Genomic DNA, 18,209 nt, shown 5'->3' on the forward strand with positions numbered 1-18,209 from the left:
TTTTCTCACTCAAAAAGCAAACGTTTGCTTTTTGAGTCCAAAAATTACAGGGTAAGGCCGATACGCTTTGCCACCTCGATGTAAGCATCCACAACACCACCTAGGCCTTGGCGGAAGCGGTCTTTATCCAGTTTTTCTCGGGTATTGGCATCCCACAATCGACAACCGTCGGGGCTAAACTCGTCACCCAGAACAATATTGCCTTGATGATCAACACCAAACTCAAGTTTGTAATCGACCAGCAATAAGTCACCGTCGGCAAACAAGGCTTTGAGAACATCATTCACCTTATAGGTCAGTGATTTCATCGTCGCCAGCTGTGCTTGTGTCGCGTAGCCCAAAGACTCACACAGGGATTCATTGACCATAGGATCGTGCAGTGCGTCGTTTTTTAAAAACAGTTCAAAGGTCGGTGGCGTCAATGCCGTACCTTCTTCGACGCCGAGGCGACGGCAAAGCGATCCGGCCGCGATGTTGCGCACCACACACTCTACTGGGATCATATCTAGCTTTTTCACCACGCACTCGGTATCGGACAATAATTGGTCCATTTGGGTGGGGATGCCCGCCTGCTCAAGCTTTTGCATGATGAAGTGATTAAATTTGTTATTCACTTCACCTTTTCGCTCAAGCTGCTCGACATGTTCGCCATCAAACGCAGACGTGTCATTGCGAAAGTGCAGAACAAAGCGGTGCTCATCCTCTGTGGCATAGACAGATTTTGCCTTACCGCGATACAACTCAGCACGTTTTTCCATTACCTATACTCTCCATTAGGCGCTAAAAGTAAGGGACGCTCACCGCGTCCCTATAAAATTACTCTGATACTTGACTCACTTGGGCAATGACCGCTTTTAGCGCTGGACTCAGCGCTTCTAACGTCGCCTCATCAACGGGTTTGCCATCGCTGTTGGTGACGTTAAGTGATGTGCGGTTGCCGAGATCGCCTAGCAACAAGGTATAGCTGTTGTCTGGGAACGAAATCGGATCAACGCCAAGAGATTGCCAACGCTCATCACTTGGCGCAACGTGACGGGTTTTTACCGTGCCCTGCGACTGGTTACGACCTTCTACCGTGAACCCTAAAGGCTTAATGATGGCTGGCAGCTTTTCCCACACTACATCATAGGGCGCACGAGCAATAATCACTGGCAGGCCACTGCGATCGGTACCAAAGCTAATCGGAATATCTGCTTGACGTTGCTCGGCCAGACGGCGCGCTTCGGCACGCAAGGCCGCATCGTGACTGACCGTGATAAGGTTGGTCATCAAGGTGTTGTAGCGCTCACGCAACGCAGGCGTGAGTGGCTCATCGCTGGCTTTCGCGCGCGAGTCAATCATATTCACCCCTAGCGCAAAACGGCGACCTTGCTCAAGACGCGATAGACGGAAGCGTGCTTGATGGGCGCTGTCTTCTTTTTCCCAAGCAATCCAACCGGTTTCTACTTGGTCTGCGGTTTGTGAGGCCACTGGAATGGTCTGCTCGCTGACCAAACGCTCCACCGTTTGCCACACTTTATCGAGTTGCTTTTCATTGGCAACCGCAAGGGTGACACCGCGGCTATCACGTTGTATCCGTGCGCCCGGGATTAAGTCCAGCACTTGGCGCGGCGGACGAATATCAACGTTCTGACCCACTTCACCATTAAAGTCTTGTGTCGGGATCTGATAATTGGTGGAAAAATACGGCGCTTGATCCGGCAAGGTTTGCCATGGCGACAACGGGGTTGTTTGCAAGTAGCCAAAGTCATCTTTGGCTTGACGACGCTGCTCGACGCCACCACTGCAGGCCACCACACTGGTGGCCATGATGGCACAAAGGCCGAGCTTAAATACTGGTTTCATTGACACTCCAACGGCTTACACCGCACCTGCTACACGCAGTGCTTCTCGCACATCTGGACGCAAGTGCTCGCTTAATTCAGTTAATGGCAGACGAAGGTGTCCATCCGCAATCAAGCCCATTTCGCGGACTGCCCACTTCACTGGGATCGGATTGGCTTCGTCAAACAGGTGGCGATGTAGGGGGATCAAGGTTTCGTTGATGGCATGTGCTTGCTCTGCGTCACCCGCGCGCGCCAGTTTGATCATTTTCGCCATTTGCGCCGCTGCCACATTATTGGTCACAGAGATAACGCCATGCCCCCCAGCCAAGACAAAATCTAGGCCCGTTAAATCATCGCCACTGAATAAGAGGAAATCATCGCCACAAAGTTCCCGATGGATCGCGACTCGGCTTACATCAGCCGTGGCATCTTTAAGACCAATAATATTGTCAAACTCAGCCAATCGCGCCACTGTCTCCGGTTGAATATCGACCGCCGTACGCCCGGGGACATTATATAAAATTTGCGGCAGGTCAGTGGCTTCAGCAATGGCTTTGTAATGCTGGAACAAGCCTTCCTGAGTCGGTTTGTTGTAATAAGGGGTCACGCTTAGACAGGCCGCCACGCCCGAGCCAGCAAACATTTTACTGAAAGTGATGGCTTCGTGGGTGGCATTAGCACCGGTTCCCGCGATAACCGGAATACGTCCATTAGCAAATTCCAAGGTTTTTAGCACAATTTTAATGTGCTCATCCACGGTTACTGTCGACGACTCACCCGTCGTGCCCACTGCGACAATCGCATCAGTGCCCGATTGGATATGAAACTCGACCAGTTTTTCCAGGCTAACGTAATCAACTTCGCCGTGTGCATCCATTGGTGTGACGAGCGCCACAATGCTTCCAGAAACCATGTTCGTCTCCCTTATTAGTGATGCTTGCAATGTTACTTTTGGCGCTGGGCAAACACAAGAATAACCCTGCGTCTAGGCATGTCTTAATCGACATTTTTTCATCGATAGACAATGTGTCTTAACGTTATAATCGAAGAAGGAGGGAGCCTGCTTCAATGGGCAGTCAAATCCTGTCAAGTCAGTGATCCTATTATCAAAAACTTGCGTAATCTCGAGCACCCTCTATCATCGTGGATTCGGTTGACCGACAAAAAGGAAACGCAGCGCATGCAAACAATCACCGAAGGCGCCCAAGCGCCCGATTTTTCACTGCAAGACCAAAATGGCGACACCGTCACGCTTAGCCAATTCAAAGGCGACAAACGTGTTCTGGTTTATTTCTACCCAAAGGCGATGACACCGGGCTGTACAACGCAGGCCTGCTCATTACGCGATACCAAAGCTGAGTTGGATGCACTTGACACCGTGGTGCTTGGCATAAGCCCCGATCCGGTGAAAAAACTGGCCCGCTTTGTTGAACGTGATGCACTTAACTTCACGCTGTTGAGCGATGAAGATCATGCCGTCGCCGATGCGTTCGGTGTCTGGGGACCGAAAAAATTCATGGGCAAAGAATACGATGGGATTCATCGTCTAAGCTTTTTGGTCGGCAAAGACGGTAAGATAGAACATGTGTTCAATAAGTTTAAAACCAAGGACCACCACCAAGTGGTACTTGATTACTTAAACCAAGCGTAACGTCAGTCCACGTTAGCGTCGGGGGCAGAGCAGCCTACAGACTAGAAGCGCACGGCCACCGTGCGCTTTTTTGTATGATTAACCGACAGGCTTTGCCAACGCCTCCGGATATCCGCGGCGTATCGCAAGCTCGCAAGCGGTATCGATTATTTTCGCGGTGTTGGGGCGCGACAGTGGCTGATAAGAGGTAGGCGAGATCCAACCCGCATCTTCAAATTGCGCCAGTACTTTATTGATGGCCGTCAGCGCCGACGACGCTTTAACAATTTCAAAGCGTGCATAACGCTCACCATCAAACGACACATCCGAGGCACGTAAGGAAGGATCATCCCCGGGGATTTGCTGCGCACCACACAAGGGTTTGCCGCCGACTTCCGCCTGTTTAAATGCCGGTAACCACTGGCCAAAGTGGTCAATCGCGCGATCAGTGCGTTCACACACTTCTTGCCAGTCCCAGCCTTTATCGATGTTTTTCACATAACGTGCATCGACAGTCGGTTGCGCCGACTCCGCAGAGCTTTTCACTAAACCACGCTCAAACAAGGTAACATCTTGGGTCATGCCATGGAGTTGGAAAAAACCATCCGGGTAAGGGGTCAATTGTGCCATCCCTTGTGGCGTGCCCCGCTGGCCATGGACAATAATCTCTGGCCATTGATATTCGGTGCTTGTCCAGTGCGCGATATACGCGGCTTTGTATTCCACCAAACGCTTGCGACCAAACCCGGCCATATCATCGATCGTGCCCGTACGGAATCCAGCCGCATTGATCAGATAATCAACCTCAGTGCTTTGTATCTGGCCAGTCTGGTCTTGATAGGTTACCCGCCACCCTGACGAGATGGGCTGAGTATCCATCACTTTGTGATTGAAATTAAGCTGACAATGCGGCGCGTCAGCAAGGGTCAATTGCGCTTCCGCTGCTAGGCGAAAGACGCTAAGCCCGTATTCTTGCACCAGCACCAGAGGGTATTTCATTGCACTTAAATCGAGCGATTGCGCGACAGGCCACATCCACTGGTCCGCGGCATCGGTCACGCTTTGATAGTTTTGAGCGCGCAGTGCTTCCAATTCCTCTTGCTGATACAAACGGAAATAATCGCTCGGCTCGCCCATGACTTTATTATCGCTATCCAGTTCAACCAATTGCGCGTAGCGCTCGCGCAGGGTTTCTAAACGTGCAATCACACTGTCGAGCGAGCCTGGGTCTTGCTGAGGAACAGCAAGGACTGTCGGTCGACGATTAACCGAATGCGGATACATGCGCACCGTGGCTACCGACTGTTCAAGTAAGATCAGGCATTGATCGAGCGAGATTTCACGATACAAATTGCCGCCCGCGTGCAGATGACAAATCGGCGGCCCACTGACCAAGCCGGTGCCCGCTTCAAACACCTGGGTATCCACGCCGCGCTCAGCCAAGCGCATTGCTGCTGTGGTTCCTGCAACACCGCCACCTATCACCGCGACGCGAAACTTTTCTACTTGCGTTTTTTCTTGCCTGTGTTCTGCCATGCCAACCCTGTTCTCATTACTACTTCTATGGGCCAAACTGATCACGGCGTGTCGATGTTTACCTGCCGCTCAGCCCCTTTAATTAGGGGCGTGAAAACAAGATGGATCACTCAATCTCTGCCTTGGGATCGTCATCCAGCTCAATCACCGGCAGCGCTTGCCACACCGCTTTCACTAAGGTCGCCAATGGAATAGCAAAAAATACGCCCCAAAAGCCCCAGAGTCCACCGAAAACCAGTACGGCTATTATGATGGCGACGGGATGTAAATTCACCGCTTCTGAAAAAAGCACGGGGACGAGCACATTGCCATCCAGCGCTTGGATAACACCATAGGCGATCATCACATACCAAAAGCCAGGCTCGAGTCCCCACTGGAACAAAGCAACAATCGCTATCGGGAGGGTGACAATCGCCGCGCCAATATAAGGCACCAGCACAGAAAAGCCCGTCGCCACACTGAGTAGCACCGCGTAGCGAAGATCTAACAGGCTAAAGGTCAAGTAGCTGGTCACCCCGACGATAATGATTTCAGTCACTTTGCCGCGGATATAGTTGGAGATCTGTTGATTCATCTCATGCCCGACTCGAGAGGCAAGACGACGATTACGCGGCAACAAGCCTTTAAACATCGCCAGCATTTGCGCTTTGTCTTTGAGCAAAAAGAACACCAGCAGCGGCACCAAAATCAGGTATACCGCTACCGCGACTAAGTTGACCAAAGACGCCAATGAACCTTTTACCAGTGTTTCACCAAGGTTAAGCACTTTATTTTGCAAGGTGTCGACAAAGGTGTTGACCATATGCGGATTAATCAGCTCTGGGTAGCGTTCTGGCAAACTCAGCATCAGTGCTTGCATATTGTTAAACATATTTGGCACATCAGCGACCAAACTGACCCCTTGGTTCCATATGGTCGGCACCAACCCAAATAATGCCATCAAGGTTAAGCTGACAAACACAGTCAATACCACCAGCACTGACAACACGCGGGGCAACCCCAACCGACAGAGACGATTGACCGGCCAATCGAGTAGATAGGCCATCACGATCGCCACCAGCAATGGGGCGAGCAAATTGCCAAAAAAGTAGATGGTAATAAAACCAAAAAGGAGGATCGCCACCAGGCTTACCGCATGTGGGTCAGAAAAACGTCGCCGATACCAGCGATGTAACATATCAAACATAAAAAGCCCGCTATTTCTTTGTGATGAGTAGCCGCGAAGCTGGCGTGTCTAACCACTGCATGCTGAAGCCTTCGCGTTTAAAATACTTGGGGATATCGTCTTTCGCCCCTTGATCACCGAGTAAAATCACCAATTGCTCACCTGACGACAATAACGCGGCGGCGCGCTTTGCCAGCAATAGCGCCATTGGGCAAACATGTTCTCGCAAATCAAGTGTTTGAGATTCCATTCTGGCTCACCGGTCGGTATTATCGTCAGTATTGTAATGGACATTAGATAGAACGCCAACGAAACCCTAACGGGTTTTATCGGTCTGTACCTAAGTACACCCTGCATTTAAAGGTCATCATACTTATGTCATCACGCGCACTTGGCTCTCACAAAGGCAGCAAGGCTCGCCGCCTGCTCTGTTATGCATTAGCGGGGGTGTTAGCGAGCGCGCCTGTGTCTGCCCGCGTTGAGTCATACCAAAGTGATTTACCGGATATCGGTACCGCTGCCGTCAGTACCTTATCGGTGGCCAAAGAGAAAGAGTTTGGTGATGCCTATATGCGGATGCTAAGAGCCAGCAAGCCCATCATCAGCGATCCTTTGCTCAACGAGTATATTAACGGCTTAGGTCATCGACTGGTGGCAAATGCCAACGATGTTCGTACACCCTTTCGATTTATTTTAATCGATAATCAGGCAATCAACGCCTTTGCCTTTTTCGGTGGCTACGTGGCCATGCACTCCGGCCTGTTCCTCCATGCAAAAACGGAAAGCGAGCTGGCATCGGTGATGGCCCACGAAATCGCCCATGTCACCCAACGTCATTTGGCGAGAAGCATGGAGGAGCAAGCGCAAACCTCGCCGCTGACCGTCGCCGCCTTAGTGGGGTCATTGATGCTCGCGATTGCAGCGCCTGAAGCAGGGATTGCCGCAGCTCATGCAGCAACGGCGGGGAGTATGCAAAACCAAATCAATTTCACTCGTCGCAATGAAGAAGAAGCCGATCGGATCGGCATTGAAACCCTCGCACGTGCTGATTTTGATGTGCAAGCCATGCCGCGATTTTTCTCACGGCTGGCGGATGAGTACCGTTACGCCAGCCAAATGCCCGAGTACTTCAGCACCCACCCTTTACCGGCTTCACGGATCACTGACTCTCGCGCTCGTGCCCGCCAATACCCACAAAAACGGGTACCTGTCTCGCCCGATTATCAACTTGCGCGCGCGCGGATCGTCGCGCGATATAGTGGCATCGCCAGTCGCTCGGCCATGGACTGGTTTGAACGGCGTCATAAAGAGGCCTCGCCGGCCGAAAAGCAAAGCCTCAACTACGGGATGGCGTTGCTTGATATTGATGCCCGTCGTTTTGACGATGCGCGAGAAAAATTAACCCCACTTATCAAGGCGCAACCTAATAATCGATTTTTCCTTGATGCGATGACCGATTTAAACATCGGTGAGAAACAGTACGACAAGGCATTGACGCGCCTTGAAAACGCATTGAACCATCAGCCTAATAACCGCGTATTATTGCTCAATCGTGCCTATACCCTCGTCAAAGCCAAGCGAGGAGGTGAGGCAATCTCCATGCTGGAGCGATATACACACCAGCATCCAGATGACAGCAACGGTTGGTTTTTGTTACAACAAGCGTACGAAAGTACCGGTACGCATCGAGACGGTGAGCTGGCCGCCCAAGGTGAGCGTTATGCCTTACGCGGACAATGGGACAAAGCCATTCGCAATTATACCCAAGCCGCCCAGCTCGCTGAGTTAGGTAGCTTGGCGCAGGCACGGTATGATGCGCGTCTTGATCAACTACGTCGCCAACAAGCCCGCTTTAAAGCGCTTAGCGACCGTTAATTCACTCAAAAAGGATCATTGTTGTGACCGCTATAACTCTCTACCACAACCCCCGTTGCTCCAAAAGCCGTGAAACTCTCAAGTTGTTGGAGTCCAACGGTGTGACGCCGACTATTATCAAGTATCTCGACAACCCGCTTTCTGCTGAAGCCTTATCGATGTTAAAACAGCAACTCGGGCTCAGCTCGTTTCGGGAGATGATGCGAACCAAAGAAGCGGACTACAAAGCGGCGAACTTGGGCGATGCGTCAGTAGACGAGGCGCAACTACTCGACGCCATGGTCAACAATCCCAAATTGGTCGAACGTCCCATTGCAGTAAAAGGGGAAAAGGCGGTGATTGGTCGTCCCCCTGAGAACGTACTCGCGCTGATAAAATGACAAAGGTATTAGTGCTTTACTACAGTCGATCGGGGAATACACGCAAGCTCGCCCAACAAGTCGCGCGGGGCATCGAAGCACAAGGTGTGGAAGCCGTGTTGCGCACGGTGCCCGAGCTACCCGCTTACCCTGATGGTCAAACCCCGGCCTCGACGGCGAAAGACCCTTTTGTCACCCGGCAAGACTTGTTGGATTGCCACGGTTTGGCGCTTGGCAGCCCGGTGCGCTTTGGTAATATGGCCGCGCCCTTAAAGCAGTTTATCGACAGTACCAGTGGTGAGTGGCTATCAGGTGCACTGATTGATAAACCTGCCGCGGTATTTGGCGCTGGCTCTATGTTGCATGGTGGGCAAGAAACCACCCTGCTCACCATGACGGTGCCGCTGCTTCATCATGGCATGATGCTGCTCGGTGTCCCGCATAGCGAGCGCGCATTACACACCACAGAAGGCGGTGGTTCACCTTATGGTGCGTCGAGTGTGGCTGATGCAAACCAGCCTTTAATCGCCGACGAAAAACAAATCGCCAAAACCTTAGGCCAACGTCTCGCACGTTTTGCACAAACCGTTCACCATCACTTGGGATAAAAGGATAGAATTGTGACTGACTCTCGGCTTGCATTAATGCGTAAGCTTTCGTTGTTGAGTAACCTCGGCCTGATTGCCTGGGTGGTCATCTGGCACGCATCATTGTCGCCCCACCCTCACCTCAATGCCTTGGCGGTGACCATCGGCTGGACGATTCCTCTGCTACTCCCGCTGCCTGGGATCGTGAAAGGCAAGCCCTTTACCCACGCGTGGGCCAACTTTATTTTGATGTTTTACTTTTTGCACGCATTGACTCTTATTTATGTTGATGAAGGGGAGCGCTGGCTCGCCGCGACCGAGCTGGTTTTAGTGACCTTTGCGTTCGCCAGTAACATTGTCTTTGCGCGTTGGATGGGAAAATCACAAGGGCTGAAGCTGCCGCGTCTGTCTCAAGTGGAACGTGAAGAACGCCAACGTTTTGAAGGCAAGGATAACGCCTCGTCTGACTAAGAACTGGCCTTTATCCTCGCCCTTGGTCTGTTGATCTCCTCGGCTAAGCCAAGCCCCGCGCTTGGCTTACACCGGATAAGGGCGGCGAGAAAAGTATCGATGGCCACACTTGCTGCAAGGGGCAATCACATCCACTCGGCTATGGCGTGACTGGTGTTGGCACTGCTCACATTGCAATACGCCCAGCCCCACAATTTCACCCGCTTCATACACACCATGATGCTGAAGGTCATCGAAGACTTCACGCCACTCTAGCTGCGTACGATCAGTGATTTCTGCCAGTTGTTCCCAAATCGAGTTGGCAATCAGGTCGTTAAACACCTGACTGTCCATTTCTTCGGTTTGAGATTTATCATACTGCTCACCAAAGGCTTTCACATCCCGCTTGAAGTACGCCTCAATCAGCGCCCACTCATCTTTGGTCAGATCCGCGGCTGCTTTGAGGTATTGATCAGACAACTCGACCCAGCGAGACAAAGCCTCTGGACTGTTTTCCAGTGCCTCTTTTACCCGCTCAATGATACTTTGTTGCGGTTCTTTCTCTTTATTCATGGTTCCGTCCTGATTCAAGTGTTGTTGCGGTCTCTGCCTTTCGTTATTCTATGACGATATTTCTCTTTCAGGTTTTACCTTTCTCACAGAATCTCGGAAGCCATCGATGCAAGAACAATATAGCCCGCAAGATATTGAACAAAAAGTTCAAGCCCATTGGGATGACAATAAAACCTTTGTGGCTCATGAAGACCCTAACAAAGAAAAGTTTTACTGTCTTTCTATGTTCCCTTACCCCAGTGGTCGACTTCACATGGGGCATGTACGTAATTATACCATCGGTGATGTGATCTCGCGTTATCAGCGCCTGCAAGGCAAGAATGTGATGCAACCTATTGGTTGGGACGCATTTGGTTTGCCAGCCGAAGGGGCCGCTATCAAGAACARAACCGCCCCTGCGCCTTGGACTTACGAAAACATTGATTACATGAAAGGCCAGCTGAAAATGCTGGGCTTCGGTTACGACTGGGATCGCGAAATCGCCACCTGTAGCCCAGATTACTACCGCTGGGAGCAAGAATTCTTCACCACGCTATACAACAAAGGCTTGGTCTACAAAAAGACCTCCTCGGTCAACTGGTGTCCGAATGACCAAACCGTGCTGGCGAACGAGCAGGTGCACGAAGGGTGCTGCTGGCGTTGTGACACCCCGGTTGAGCAAAAAGAAATTCCACAGTGGTTTATTAAAATCACCGATTATGCAGACGAGTTACTGCAAGGCATCGACAAACTGGATGGTTGGCCAGAAATGGTGAAAACCATGCAACGTAACTGGATTGGCCGCTCGGAAGGGGTGGAGCTGACCTTTGACGTGGAAGGTGAGCACCCGGCACTGGATGTGTACACCACCCGTCCCGACACCTTGATGGGTGTCACCTATGTCGGTATTGCGGCTGGCCACCCACTGGCCGATGCCGCGGCCAAAAACAACCCAGCCTTGGCTGAATTTGTCCAAGAGTGCCGTAACACCAAGGTAGCGGAAGCCGAGCTTGCCACCATGGAGAAAAAAGGCATGGCGACGGGCTTGTACGCCATGCATCCATTAAACGGCCGCCGCGTACCTATTTTTGTCGCCAACTTTGTACTGATGGACTACGGTACTGGTGCGGTCATGGCCGTGCCTGCCCACGACCAACGCGATTTTGAATTTGCCAGTAACTACGGCCTCGATATTGAGCCGGTGATCCTGGATGAAAACGGCCATGCGCCTGATTTGTCCGAGCAAGCCTATACAGAAACAGGCAAGCTCTTTAACTCGGGTGAATTTGATGGTTTGGACTTTGATGCCGCGTTTGATGCGATTGCCGCCAAGCTCGAGTCTTTGGGCAAAGGCAAGAAAACCGTTAACTTCCGTCTTCGTGATTGGGGCGTGTCACGCCAACGCTATTGGGGCGCGCCTATCCCCATGCTGAACACCGAAGACGGGGAAGTGGTGCCAGTCCCGACGGATGAGCTGCCCGTGATCCTGCCAGAAGATGTGGTGATGGACGGGGTACAAAGCCCGATAAAAGCAGACAAACAGTGGGCACAAACCCAATACCAAGGCAAGCCTGCACTGCGTGAAACCGACACCTTCGATACCTTTATGGAGTCGTCTTGGTACTATGCGCGCTATTGCTCGCCGCAGGCCGATCAAATGCTCGATCCAAGTGCTGCCAACTACTGGCTGCCTGTGGATCAGTATATCGGCGGCATTGAGCACGCTTGTATGCACCTTCTCTACTCGCGCTTCTTCCACAAGTTGTTGCGTGATGAAAATATGGTTGATAGTGATGAGCCGTTTAAGCAACTACTGTGTCAAGGCATGGTACTGGCTGATGCCTTCTACTATACCGATGACAAAGGCGTGCGCGTGTGGGTATCACCAACCGAGGTGACCGTCGAACGTGACAGTAAAGGGCAAATTGTTAATGCGGTAGACCGCCAAGGCAATGCCGTGGTCCATGCGGGCATGACCAAGATGTCGAAGTCGAAAAACAACGGCATTGATCCGCAGCTTATGGTTGAGAAGTACGGCGCCGACACGGTACGCCTGTTCATGATGTTCGCCGCACCTGCTGATATGACCCTAGAGTGGAAAGAATCAGGGGTTGAGGGCTCACACCGCTTCTTGCGTCGCGTGTGGAAGCTGGTTTACGAGCACAGCCAAAAAGGGCCTGTGGTGGCACTGGATGCAAATGCACTCAACAATGAGCAAAAAGCGGTGCGCCGCGAGGTGCATAAAGCCATTGCCAAAGTCAGTGATGACATGGGACGCCGTCAGACCTTTAACACTGCTATCGCGGCGATTATGGAGCTGATGAACCGATTGGTGAAAGCCCCACAACAAAGCGAGCRAGACCGTGCGGTACTTGATGAAGCCCTCAAAGCTGTGGTGCTCATGCTTTATCCGATCACCCCGCATATCTGCTTTAGCATGTGGCAGGCACTCGGTGAGACTCACATTGATGACGCGGCGTGGCCACAGGCCGACGAAGCAGCCATGGTTGAGGATGAGAAACTGATTATCGTCCAAGTCAACGGTAAACTGCGTGCCAAGATCACCGTCGCTGCAGATGCGGAGAAAGAGGCCGTAGAAGCCCAAGCGATGGCAGATGAAAACGTGGTGAAATTTACCGAAGACAAAACCGTGCGCAAGGTGATTTACGTGCCTGGCAAGCTGGTTAACATTGTTGCCAACTAACAAGGAGCGATGGAGTGAATCTGTTTAAGACAATGCTTCGCTCCCTGCTTGTCGCGATGGTCTGTTTGACCATCGCGTCTTGCGGGTTTGCCTTGCGCGGCAGCTACAATCTGCCCGATGAAGTGGATAAGGTCTCATTGACCAGCTTTGACCCTTATGGCGAGTTAACCCGACAAATGCGAAATGCCTTGCGTCAACACAAGGTCGATCTTGTCTCCCCTTCCCAGGAGGTGGCTAATATCCACTTGCTCGGGGAAAGCAATAGCGAACAAACGCTATCGCTTTATCAAAACAGCCGTGTGGCGGAGAAAGAATTTCGCTATGTCGCCCGTTATCGCGTCACCGTACCCGATAAAGGCAGTTATACCTATAACACCACCTTGAGTCGTAACTTCCTTGATAACCCACTGACAGCGTTGGCAAAGTCTGTAGAGGAAGATAAGTTAGTCGCGGAGATGCGTACAGAAGCCACTCGGCAAATTATGCGTCAGCTTTCCCAATTAAAAGGCGATATCGCCGAGTTTGAGCGCCAACAGGCCGAACAAGCGGCAATGGAGACACTCGAGCAAGGTGAAACACCGACTAAGCCTGATGTTATCATTGAAACGCGACAAACCGAGACGAACACCGCGCAATGATGAGAACCTATCCCGACCAATTGGCGCAGCAGCTCAACCAACCGCTGCGCCAAACTTATTTGGTTTTTGGCTCCGACCCATTACTTAAACTCGAAGCACGCGATGCCATTGCACACGCGGCGCGCGCCCAAGGTTTTGAAGAGCATCATAAATTTGTCATTGATGGTCAGCTCGATTGGCAAGAAGTCATCGATTGCTGTCAAGCACTTAGCTTGTTTGCGTCTCGGCAAATTATTGAACTTACCTGCCCTGACAATGGCCTCACCAGCACGCAAGCCAAGCAGCTTACTGAGCTGGCCGCTTATCTGCATCCTGATATCCTCTTATTGGTGCAAGGGGAGWGGCTCAACAAAAAGCAAGAAAGCGCCAAATGGTTTTCAGCGCTCGCCCAACACGGCTTATACGTGGTGTGTAACACCCCGGAAGCTCGTCACTTACCACGCTTTATTGAGCAACGCTGTCGTCACTTGGGACTAAAGCCTGATCAACCTGCGCTACAGCTATTAGCACAATGGCATGAAGGAAACCTCCTCGCCTTAGTGCAAAGTCTGCATATCTTGCAGCTACTTTATCCCGATGGTGCACTCACCTTGCCTCGTATTGAAAGTTCGCTGTCACGCCATCATCACTTTACCCCCTTCCAGCTCACCGATGCGCTGCTAGCCGGGAAGGCACAACGCGCGCAGCGGATACTCGACCAGCTTCGCGCTGAAGGGGAAGAGCCAACACTTCTGTTGCGACTGATTCAAAAAGAGCTTAAGCAGCTGTACAGCATTCAAGAGCAAGGACAAAAAGGCAGGCCGTTGAATGCCATCTTTGATCAGTTCCGTGTGTGGCAAACCCGTCGTCCCATGCTCACAGCCGCTCTCAATCGACTCAATAAAGCCCGGTTAACCACACTGCTACGCCGCTTGGCGCAGATAGAAATCAGGCTAAAAACGGACTTTGGTAGCGATCCTTGGCCGGATCTGCAGTATTTTTGTGCACTCATGACCCAAGCGTCCGAACCACTCACGCCCTAGCGTGTCCAAAGCGGTAGCAAGTGGTATACTGCCCAGATAAAACCAAGAGCAAAACACAGAGGTTTTCTTTGCAAGCGAACGAGTTAAAACAGTTTGTGACCGATAAGGTCGATGAGTTAAAAGCCAGCGATATTGTGACCCTGGATGTCCGCGACAAATCATGCATTACCGACTTTTTAGTGCTGTGCACCGGCAACTCTCGCCGTCATGTCGCCTCTATTGCCGAGCATGTGTGTGAACAAGCCCAAGCAGTGGATATCGACTCGCTCGGCACGGAAGGCCAAGATGACAGCGAATGGGTGGTCGTCGATTTAGGTGACGTCATGGTGCACGTCATGCAAGAGGAGCAACGCCAACTCTATCAATTGGAAAAGCTCTGGAACTAAACCATCATGAAAATCCAACTGATTGCGGTCGGCAATAAAATGCCCAAATGGGTAGAGCAAGGCTTTGAGGAGTATCAACGCCGCTTTCCAAAAGACATGCCACTCGAGCTAATAGAGGTCCCTGCTGGCAAGCGCAGCAAAAATGCCGATATCGCCCGCATCTTGCAAAAAGAAGGGGACGCCATGTTGGCGGCCGTCAGCCGGGGTAGTCGCATTGTGACACTCGATATTCCCGGCAAGCCTTGGGACACACCACAATTGGCTAATCAGTTGGAAAAGTGGAAACTTGATGGCCGCGATGTCGCTATTTTGATCGGTGGGCCAGAGGGGCTTGCGCCACAGTGTAAGGCTGCTGCGGAGCAAAGCTGGTCGCTGTCACCACTGACTCTGCCTCACCCATTAGTTCGGGTTATCATGGCGGAGAGCCTTTACCGCGCGTGGAGTGTCACCACCAATCATCCGTACCATCGAGAATAAGTTGAGATGAAGCGCCAACGAGTTGAAATACGAGACCACAGCGCCGAGGCGGCCTTGTTTGTGCGTCGCGCTATCGTCTGCTTTGTCGGTATTATGGCGTTGGTCGGGGTGCTGCTGACTAACCTTTATCATATTCAGGTGACCGAGCACCAAGACTACCAAACCCGCTCGAACGATAACCGTATCAAGGTCGTTCCCGTCGCCCCTAACCGTGGCCTTATTTATGATCGCAATGGAAAGTTACTAGCGGAAAATCGTCCCGTTTATCACCTAGAAGTGACCCCTGAGCAAGTCGATGATATGCCGGCGACCCTCGCCCAGCTAAAAGACTTACTTTCATTGACCGACAAAGACATTGCCCGCTTTCAAAAAGAGCGTCGCCGCTCGCGACGGTTTAATGCCGTCGCACTAAAAACTCAGCTCACCGATAAAGAAGTTGCCATTTTTTCCGCGCACCAGCATCAGTTTTCTGGGGTGGAAATAAAAGCCTACTTAAAACGCCATTACCCTTACGGCGATGCACTGACCCATGTGCTCGGCTATGTCGCCAAAATCAATGATCGCGATATTGCCAAGCTAAGACAAAAAGGGGTGCTGAACAACTACAAAGCAACCCGAGACATCGGCAAGCTGGGGATCGAGAAGTACTACGAGTCAACGCTGCATGGTAAAGCCGGCTACCAAGAAGTTGAGGTGAACAGCCGTGGCCGCGTGATACGCACGCTCAAATATGTGCCCCCGCAGCCAGGCAAAGACCTTATCCTCAACCTCGATATTGATCTGCAGCTCTATGTGCGTGGGATCCTTGGTGACCGACGAGGCGCGGTGGTGGTGGTCGATCCTGACACCTCAGGCGTACTGGCGATGGTCTCTACCCCAAGCTATGACCCTAACTTATTTGTCCATGGCATCTCTGGCAAGCAATACCGGCAGCTGCTCAATGATAAAGATCGTCCCTTGGTCAATCGCGCCACTCTCGGTATTTATCCCCCCGCCTCGACGGTGAAGCCTTTCATTGCCGTTGCCGCGCTCGAAGAAGGCGTGATCACCACCAAGACCACGCGTAACGACCCGGGTTATTGGCGGATCCCCAACTCGGATACGCGCCCCTTCCGCGATTGGCTCCCTTGGGGGCACGGACGGGTCAACATCGTGCAATCGATCGAGGAGTCGGTCGATACCTTCTTCTATCAAATCGCTTATGACATGGGGATCGATAAACTCTCTATGTGGATGGAAAAATTTGGCTTTGGCCAATACACGGGCATCGACATTCAAGAAGAAAGTAGCGCTAATATGCCTAACCGCGAATGGAAAATGAGTCGCTACCGCCAACCCTGGTATAAAGGTGACACGATTCCCGTCGGGATTGGGCAAGGTTATTGGACCGCCACCCCGATGCAAATCGTCAAAGCCTTGACCGTGCTACTCAACCGTGGCGACGTCAAAGCACCCAAACTATTAAACAAAACGCGCGATGAACATGGCACCCACAAACCCGACGCCGAGCCATTTCCACCGATTAAAGGAGTCGACGATAAATATTGGGATGTCGGCCTTAAAGGTATGCAACTGGTTAACCACGGTCGCAAAGGAACCGCGCGCCGTTCATTCCGTTCTGCAGAGTATTTGTCTGGCGGAAAATCAGGGACCGCTCAGGTATTTGGGCTGGGTGAAGACGAAGAATACAACGCGGATGAAATTGCTGAACATCTACGTGATCACGCACTTTTCATGGGCTTTGCGCCCTTTGAAAACCCAGAAGTCGCTGTCTCTATGGTACTGGAAAACGCAGGCGGTGGCTCGAGCAACGGCGGCCCTATTGCCCGTCGCATCTTCGACCATATTTTGTTAGAAGACAAAGAGACAAACGAGGCCAAACAATGAGTTCACTTGCCCAAGTTAGCGCGAAACGCTCTTTGTTCGATCGCTTACACCTCGACCTGCCGATGCTGGTTGGCATTTTGTTACTGATGGGCTTCGGCCTTGTGGTGATGTATAGCGCCAGTGGTCAAAGTATGGTGATGATGGAACGTCAGGCGATCCGCATGCTGTTGGCGCTCGCGGTCATGTTTGCCCTCGCTCAAGTACCACCTCGCCATTATGAGTTCTGGGCGCCCTATTTGTATGCCGTGGGCGTGGTCTTACTAGCAGCCGTTCTATTGGTTGGCGAAACCGCAAAGGGTGCTCAGCGCTGGCTCGATCTCGGGGTGGTGACCTTCCAGCCATCAGAAATCATAAAACTTGCGGTACCGCTCATGCTGGCCCGCTATATTGGCAAAGATCCGCTTCCTCCCAAATTCACCCACTTACTCATCGCTCTGGTGTTACTGTTTGTCCCCACCATTATGATTGCTAAGCAACCCGATTTAGGCACATCCATACTGATTGCCGCCTCTGGAGTGTTTGTACTGTTTTTGGCCGGGATCAGTTGGAAAATTATTATTGCTGCCGTCGTCGCGCTCGCCAGTTTTGTCCCTGTACTCTGGTTTTTCCTAATGCATGATTATCAGCGTACCCGCGTGCTGACCTTGTTTAACCCAGAATCCGATCCCTTGGGCGCAGGCTATCACATCATTCAATCTAAAATTGCCATTGGCTCTGGTGGCTTAAGCGGCAAAGGCTGGCTGCAAGGGACACAGTCCCAATTGGAGTTTCTCCCTGAGCGACACACAGACTTTATTTTCGCCGTTATCGCTGAAGAATGGGGGTTGATCGGTGTCTGTGTACTGCTGGCCCTGTACCTCTTTTTGATTGGCCGCGGGCTAATGCTCGCCAGCCGTGCCCAAACGGCGTTTGGCCGGATGATGGCTGGCAGCATCGTGTTAAGCTTTTTTGTTTATGTATTTGTCAATATTGGCATGGTCAGCGGCATTCTTCCTGTGGTTGGGGTACCCTTACCACTTATCAGTTATGGCGGCACCTCGATGGTCACACTGATGGCCGGTTTTGGCATTCTGATGTCTATTCACACTCATCGTAAAATGTTATCCAGGGCATAA

The 18,209-nt window shown here is 51.7% G+C and carries 19 protein-coding genes; 12 read left to right on the forward strand and 7 right to left on the reverse strand.

Going from position 1 to position 18,209, the window contains the following annotated elements:
* Nucleotides 1-44: 44 nt before the first annotated feature.
* Genes purC through dapA form a run of 3 tightly spaced genes read right to left on the reverse strand, consistent with a single transcriptional unit; the run spans nucleotide 45 to nucleotide 2,739 of the window.
* Nucleotides 45-758 carry a phosphoribosylaminoimidazolesuccinocarboxamide synthase gene (purC, locus tag BZG14_RS00760; RefSeq protein ID WP_077485443.1) on the reverse strand — a complete coding sequence of 238 codons (714 nt, stop codon included), beginning with the start codon at nucleotides 756-758 and terminating at the stop codon, nucleotides 45-47.
* A 58-nt stretch (nucleotides 759-816) separates the two neighbouring features.
* Nucleotides 817-1,845 carry an outer membrane protein assembly factor BamC gene (bamC, locus tag BZG14_RS00765; protein WP_077485446.1) on the reverse strand — a complete coding sequence of 343 codons (1,029 nt, stop codon included), beginning with the start codon at nucleotides 1,843-1,845 and terminating at the stop codon, nucleotides 817-819.
* A 15-nt stretch (nucleotides 1,846-1,860) separates the two neighbouring features.
* Nucleotides 1,861-2,739 (reverse strand): 4-hydroxy-tetrahydrodipicolinate synthase, encoded by an 879-nt coding sequence (dapA, locus tag BZG14_RS00770; RefSeq protein ID WP_069361114.1) that lies wholly within the window; start codon nucleotides 2,737-2,739, stop codon nucleotides 1,861-1,863.
* Between the two features lie 267 nt (nucleotides 2,740-3,006).
* On the opposite strand from dapA, the gene bcp reads away from it, so the two are divergent.
* A complete protein-coding gene (gene bcp / locus BZG14_RS00775) occupies nucleotides 3,007-3,477 on the forward strand; it encodes a thioredoxin-dependent thiol peroxidase (RefSeq protein WP_046073724.1) in 471 nt (156 codons plus the stop codon).
* A 78-nt stretch (nucleotides 3,478-3,555) separates the two neighbouring features.
* Here bcp and BZG14_RS00780 read toward each other — a convergent pair whose 3' ends face one another.
* The 3 genes from BZG14_RS00780 to BZG14_RS00790 form a co-directional block, all read right to left on the reverse strand.
* On the reverse strand, nucleotides 3,556-4,992 hold the full coding sequence (locus tag BZG14_RS00780; RefSeq protein WP_077485452.1) for an FAD-dependent oxidoreductase: 1,437 nt from the start codon (nucleotides 4,990-4,992) through the stop codon (nucleotides 3,556-3,558).
* Between the two features lie 106 nt (nucleotides 4,993-5,098).
* Nucleotides 5,099-6,178 carry an AI-2E family transporter gene (locus BZG14_RS00785; RefSeq protein ID WP_069361116.1) on the reverse strand — a complete coding sequence of 360 codons (1,080 nt, stop codon included), beginning with the start codon at nucleotides 6,176-6,178 and terminating at the stop codon, nucleotides 5,099-5,101.
* Between the two features lie 10 nt (nucleotides 6,179-6,188).
* Nucleotides 6,189-6,407 (reverse strand): sulfurtransferase TusA family protein, encoded by a 219-nt coding sequence (locus tag BZG14_RS00790; RefSeq protein WP_077599593.1) that lies wholly within the window; start codon nucleotides 6,405-6,407, stop codon nucleotides 6,189-6,191.
* A 125-nt stretch (nucleotides 6,408-6,532) separates the two neighbouring features.
* On the opposite strand from BZG14_RS00790, the gene BZG14_RS00795 reads away from it, so the two are divergent.
* From BZG14_RS00795 to BZG14_RS00810, 4 genes are read left to right on the forward strand one after another with little or no spacing between them, the layout of a single operon-like run.
* Nucleotides 6,533-8,032 carry a beta-barrel assembly-enhancing protease gene (locus tag BZG14_RS00795; protein ID WP_077485454.1) on the forward strand — a complete coding sequence of 500 codons (1,500 nt, stop codon included), beginning with the start codon at nucleotides 6,533-6,535 and terminating at the stop codon, nucleotides 8,030-8,032.
* A 23-nt stretch (nucleotides 8,033-8,055) separates the two neighbouring features.
* Complete coding sequence (arsC, locus tag BZG14_RS00800; RefSeq protein WP_069361118.1) at nucleotides 8,056-8,412, forward strand: arsenate reductase (glutaredoxin); 357 nt, start codon at nucleotides 8,056-8,058, stop codon at nucleotides 8,410-8,412.
* On the forward strand, nucleotides 8,409-8,999 hold the full coding sequence (gene wrbA, locus BZG14_RS00805) for an NAD(P)H:quinone oxidoreductase (protein WP_077456951.1): 591 nt from the start codon (nucleotides 8,409-8,411) through the stop codon (nucleotides 8,997-8,999). Before arsC ends, wrbA begins: the two co-directional genes overlap by 4 nt.
* Nucleotides 9,000-9,035: 36 nt before the next feature.
* Nucleotides 9,036-9,449: a DUF2069 domain-containing protein gene (locus BZG14_RS00810; protein ID WP_069361120.1), complete on the forward strand. Its 414-nt coding sequence runs from the start codon at nucleotides 9,036-9,038 to the stop codon at nucleotides 9,447-9,449.
* 66 nt (nucleotides 9,450-9,515) lie between these two features.
* Here the strand turns inward: BZG14_RS00810 and BZG14_RS00815 are convergent, their stop codons facing one another.
* A complete protein-coding gene (locus BZG14_RS00815) occupies nucleotides 9,516-10,001 on the reverse strand; it encodes a zinc ribbon-containing protein (RefSeq protein ID WP_069361121.1) in 486 nt (161 codons plus the stop codon).
* A 106-nt stretch (nucleotides 10,002-10,107) separates the two neighbouring features.
* Here BZG14_RS00815 and leuS point away from each other — a divergent pair, with 106 nt between their 5' ends.
* From leuS to rodA, 7 genes are all read left to right on the forward strand, one after another.
* Nucleotides 10,108-12,684: a leucine--tRNA ligase gene (leuS, locus tag BZG14_RS00820; protein ID WP_077607697.1), complete on the forward strand. Its 2,577-nt coding sequence runs from the start codon at nucleotides 10,108-10,110 to the stop codon at nucleotides 12,682-12,684.
* 14 nt (nucleotides 12,685-12,698) lie between these two features.
* Nucleotides 12,699-13,322 (forward strand): LPS-assembly lipoprotein LptE, encoded by a 624-nt coding sequence (locus tag BZG14_RS00825; protein ID WP_241824599.1) that lies wholly within the window; start codon nucleotides 12,699-12,701, stop codon nucleotides 13,320-13,322.
* Nucleotides 13,322-14,344, forward strand: a complete 1,023-nt coding sequence (gene holA / locus BZG14_RS00830; RefSeq protein WP_077607726.1) for a DNA polymerase III subunit delta — start codon at nucleotides 13,322-13,324, stop codon at nucleotides 14,342-14,344. The genes BZG14_RS00825 and holA overlap by 1 nt, the downstream gene beginning before the upstream one ends.
* A 68-nt stretch (nucleotides 14,345-14,412) precedes the next feature.
* Nucleotides 14,413-14,730: a ribosome silencing factor gene (rsfS, locus tag BZG14_RS00835; protein ID WP_046073734.1), complete on the forward strand. Its 318-nt coding sequence runs from the start codon at nucleotides 14,413-14,415 to the stop codon at nucleotides 14,728-14,730.
* 6 nt (nucleotides 14,731-14,736) lie between these two features.
* On the forward strand, nucleotides 14,737-15,207 hold the full coding sequence (rlmH, locus tag BZG14_RS00840) for a 23S rRNA (pseudouridine(1915)-N(3))-methyltransferase RlmH (protein ID WP_069361124.1): 471 nt from the start codon (nucleotides 14,737-14,739) through the stop codon (nucleotides 15,205-15,207).
* Between the two features lie 6 nt (nucleotides 15,208-15,213).
* Nucleotides 15,214-17,094 carry a penicillin-binding protein 2 gene (mrdA, locus tag BZG14_RS00845; RefSeq protein WP_077607698.1) on the forward strand — a complete coding sequence of 627 codons (1,881 nt, stop codon included), beginning with the start codon at nucleotides 15,214-15,216 and terminating at the stop codon, nucleotides 17,092-17,094.
* Nucleotides 17,091-18,209, forward strand: coding sequence for a rod shape-determining protein RodA (rodA, locus tag BZG14_RS00850; RefSeq protein ID WP_069361126.1), 1,119 nt, complete (start codon nucleotides 17,091-17,093; stop codon nucleotides 18,207-18,209). The genes mrdA and rodA overlap by 4 nt, the downstream gene beginning before the upstream one ends.

Source organism: Salinivibrio sp. IB282 (assembly GCF_001995685.1).
Classification (GTDB): Bacteria; Pseudomonadota; Gammaproteobacteria; order Enterobacterales; family Vibrionaceae; genus Salinivibrio; species Salinivibrio kushneri.

Bases quoted from the DNA above. Each gene is read 5' to 3' on its own strand.
- BZG14_RS00795 (WP_077485454.1), top strand. From the start codon at position 6,533: ATGTCATCACGCGCACTTGGCTCTCACAAAGGCAGCAAGGCTCGCCGC.
- wrbA (WP_077456951.1), top strand. From the start codon at position 8,409: ATGACAAAGGTATTAGTGCTTTACTACAGTCGATCGGGGAATACACGC.
- rodA (WP_069361126.1), top strand. From the start codon at position 17,091: ATGAGTTCACTTGCCCAAGTTAGCGCGAAACGCTCTTTGTTCGATCGC.
- BZG14_RS00815 (WP_069361121.1), bottom strand. From the start codon at position 10,001: ATGAATAAAGAGAAAGAACCGCAACAAAGTATCATTGAGCGGGTAAAA.
- BZG14_RS00810 (WP_069361120.1), top strand. From the start codon at position 9,036: ATGCGTAAGCTTTCGTTGTTGAGTAACCTCGGCCTGATTGCCTGGGTG.
- mrdA (WP_077607698.1), top strand. From the start codon at position 15,214: ATGAAGCGCCAACGAGTTGAAATACGAGACCACAGCGCCGAGGCGGCC.
- bamC (WP_077485446.1), bottom strand. From the start codon at position 1,845: ATGAAACCAGTATTTAAGCTCGGCCTTTGTGCCATCATGGCCACCAGT.
- BZG14_RS00780 (WP_077485452.1), bottom strand. From the start codon at position 4,992: ATGGCAGAACACAGGCAAGAAAAAACGCAAGTAGAAAAGTTTCGCGTC.
- purC (WP_077485443.1), bottom strand. From the start codon at position 758: ATGGAAAAACGTGCTGAGTTGTATCGCGGTAAGGCAAAATCTGTCTAT.
- BZG14_RS00790 (WP_077599593.1), bottom strand. From the start codon at position 6,407: ATGGAATCTCAAACACTTGATTTGCGAGAACATGTTTGCCCAATGGCG.
- BZG14_RS00785 (WP_069361116.1), bottom strand. From the start codon at position 6,178: ATGTTTGATATGTTACATCGCTGGTATCGGCGACGTTTTTCTGACCCA.
- rlmH (WP_069361124.1), top strand. From the start codon at position 14,737: ATGAAAATCCAACTGATTGCGGTCGGCAATAAAATGCCCAAATGGGTA.
- bcp (WP_046073724.1), top strand. From the start codon at position 3,007: ATGCAAACAATCACCGAAGGCGCCCAAGCGCCCGATTTTTCACTGCAA.
- dapA (WP_069361114.1), bottom strand. From the start codon at position 2,739: ATGGTTTCTGGAAGCATTGTGGCGCTCGTCACACCAATGGATGCACAC.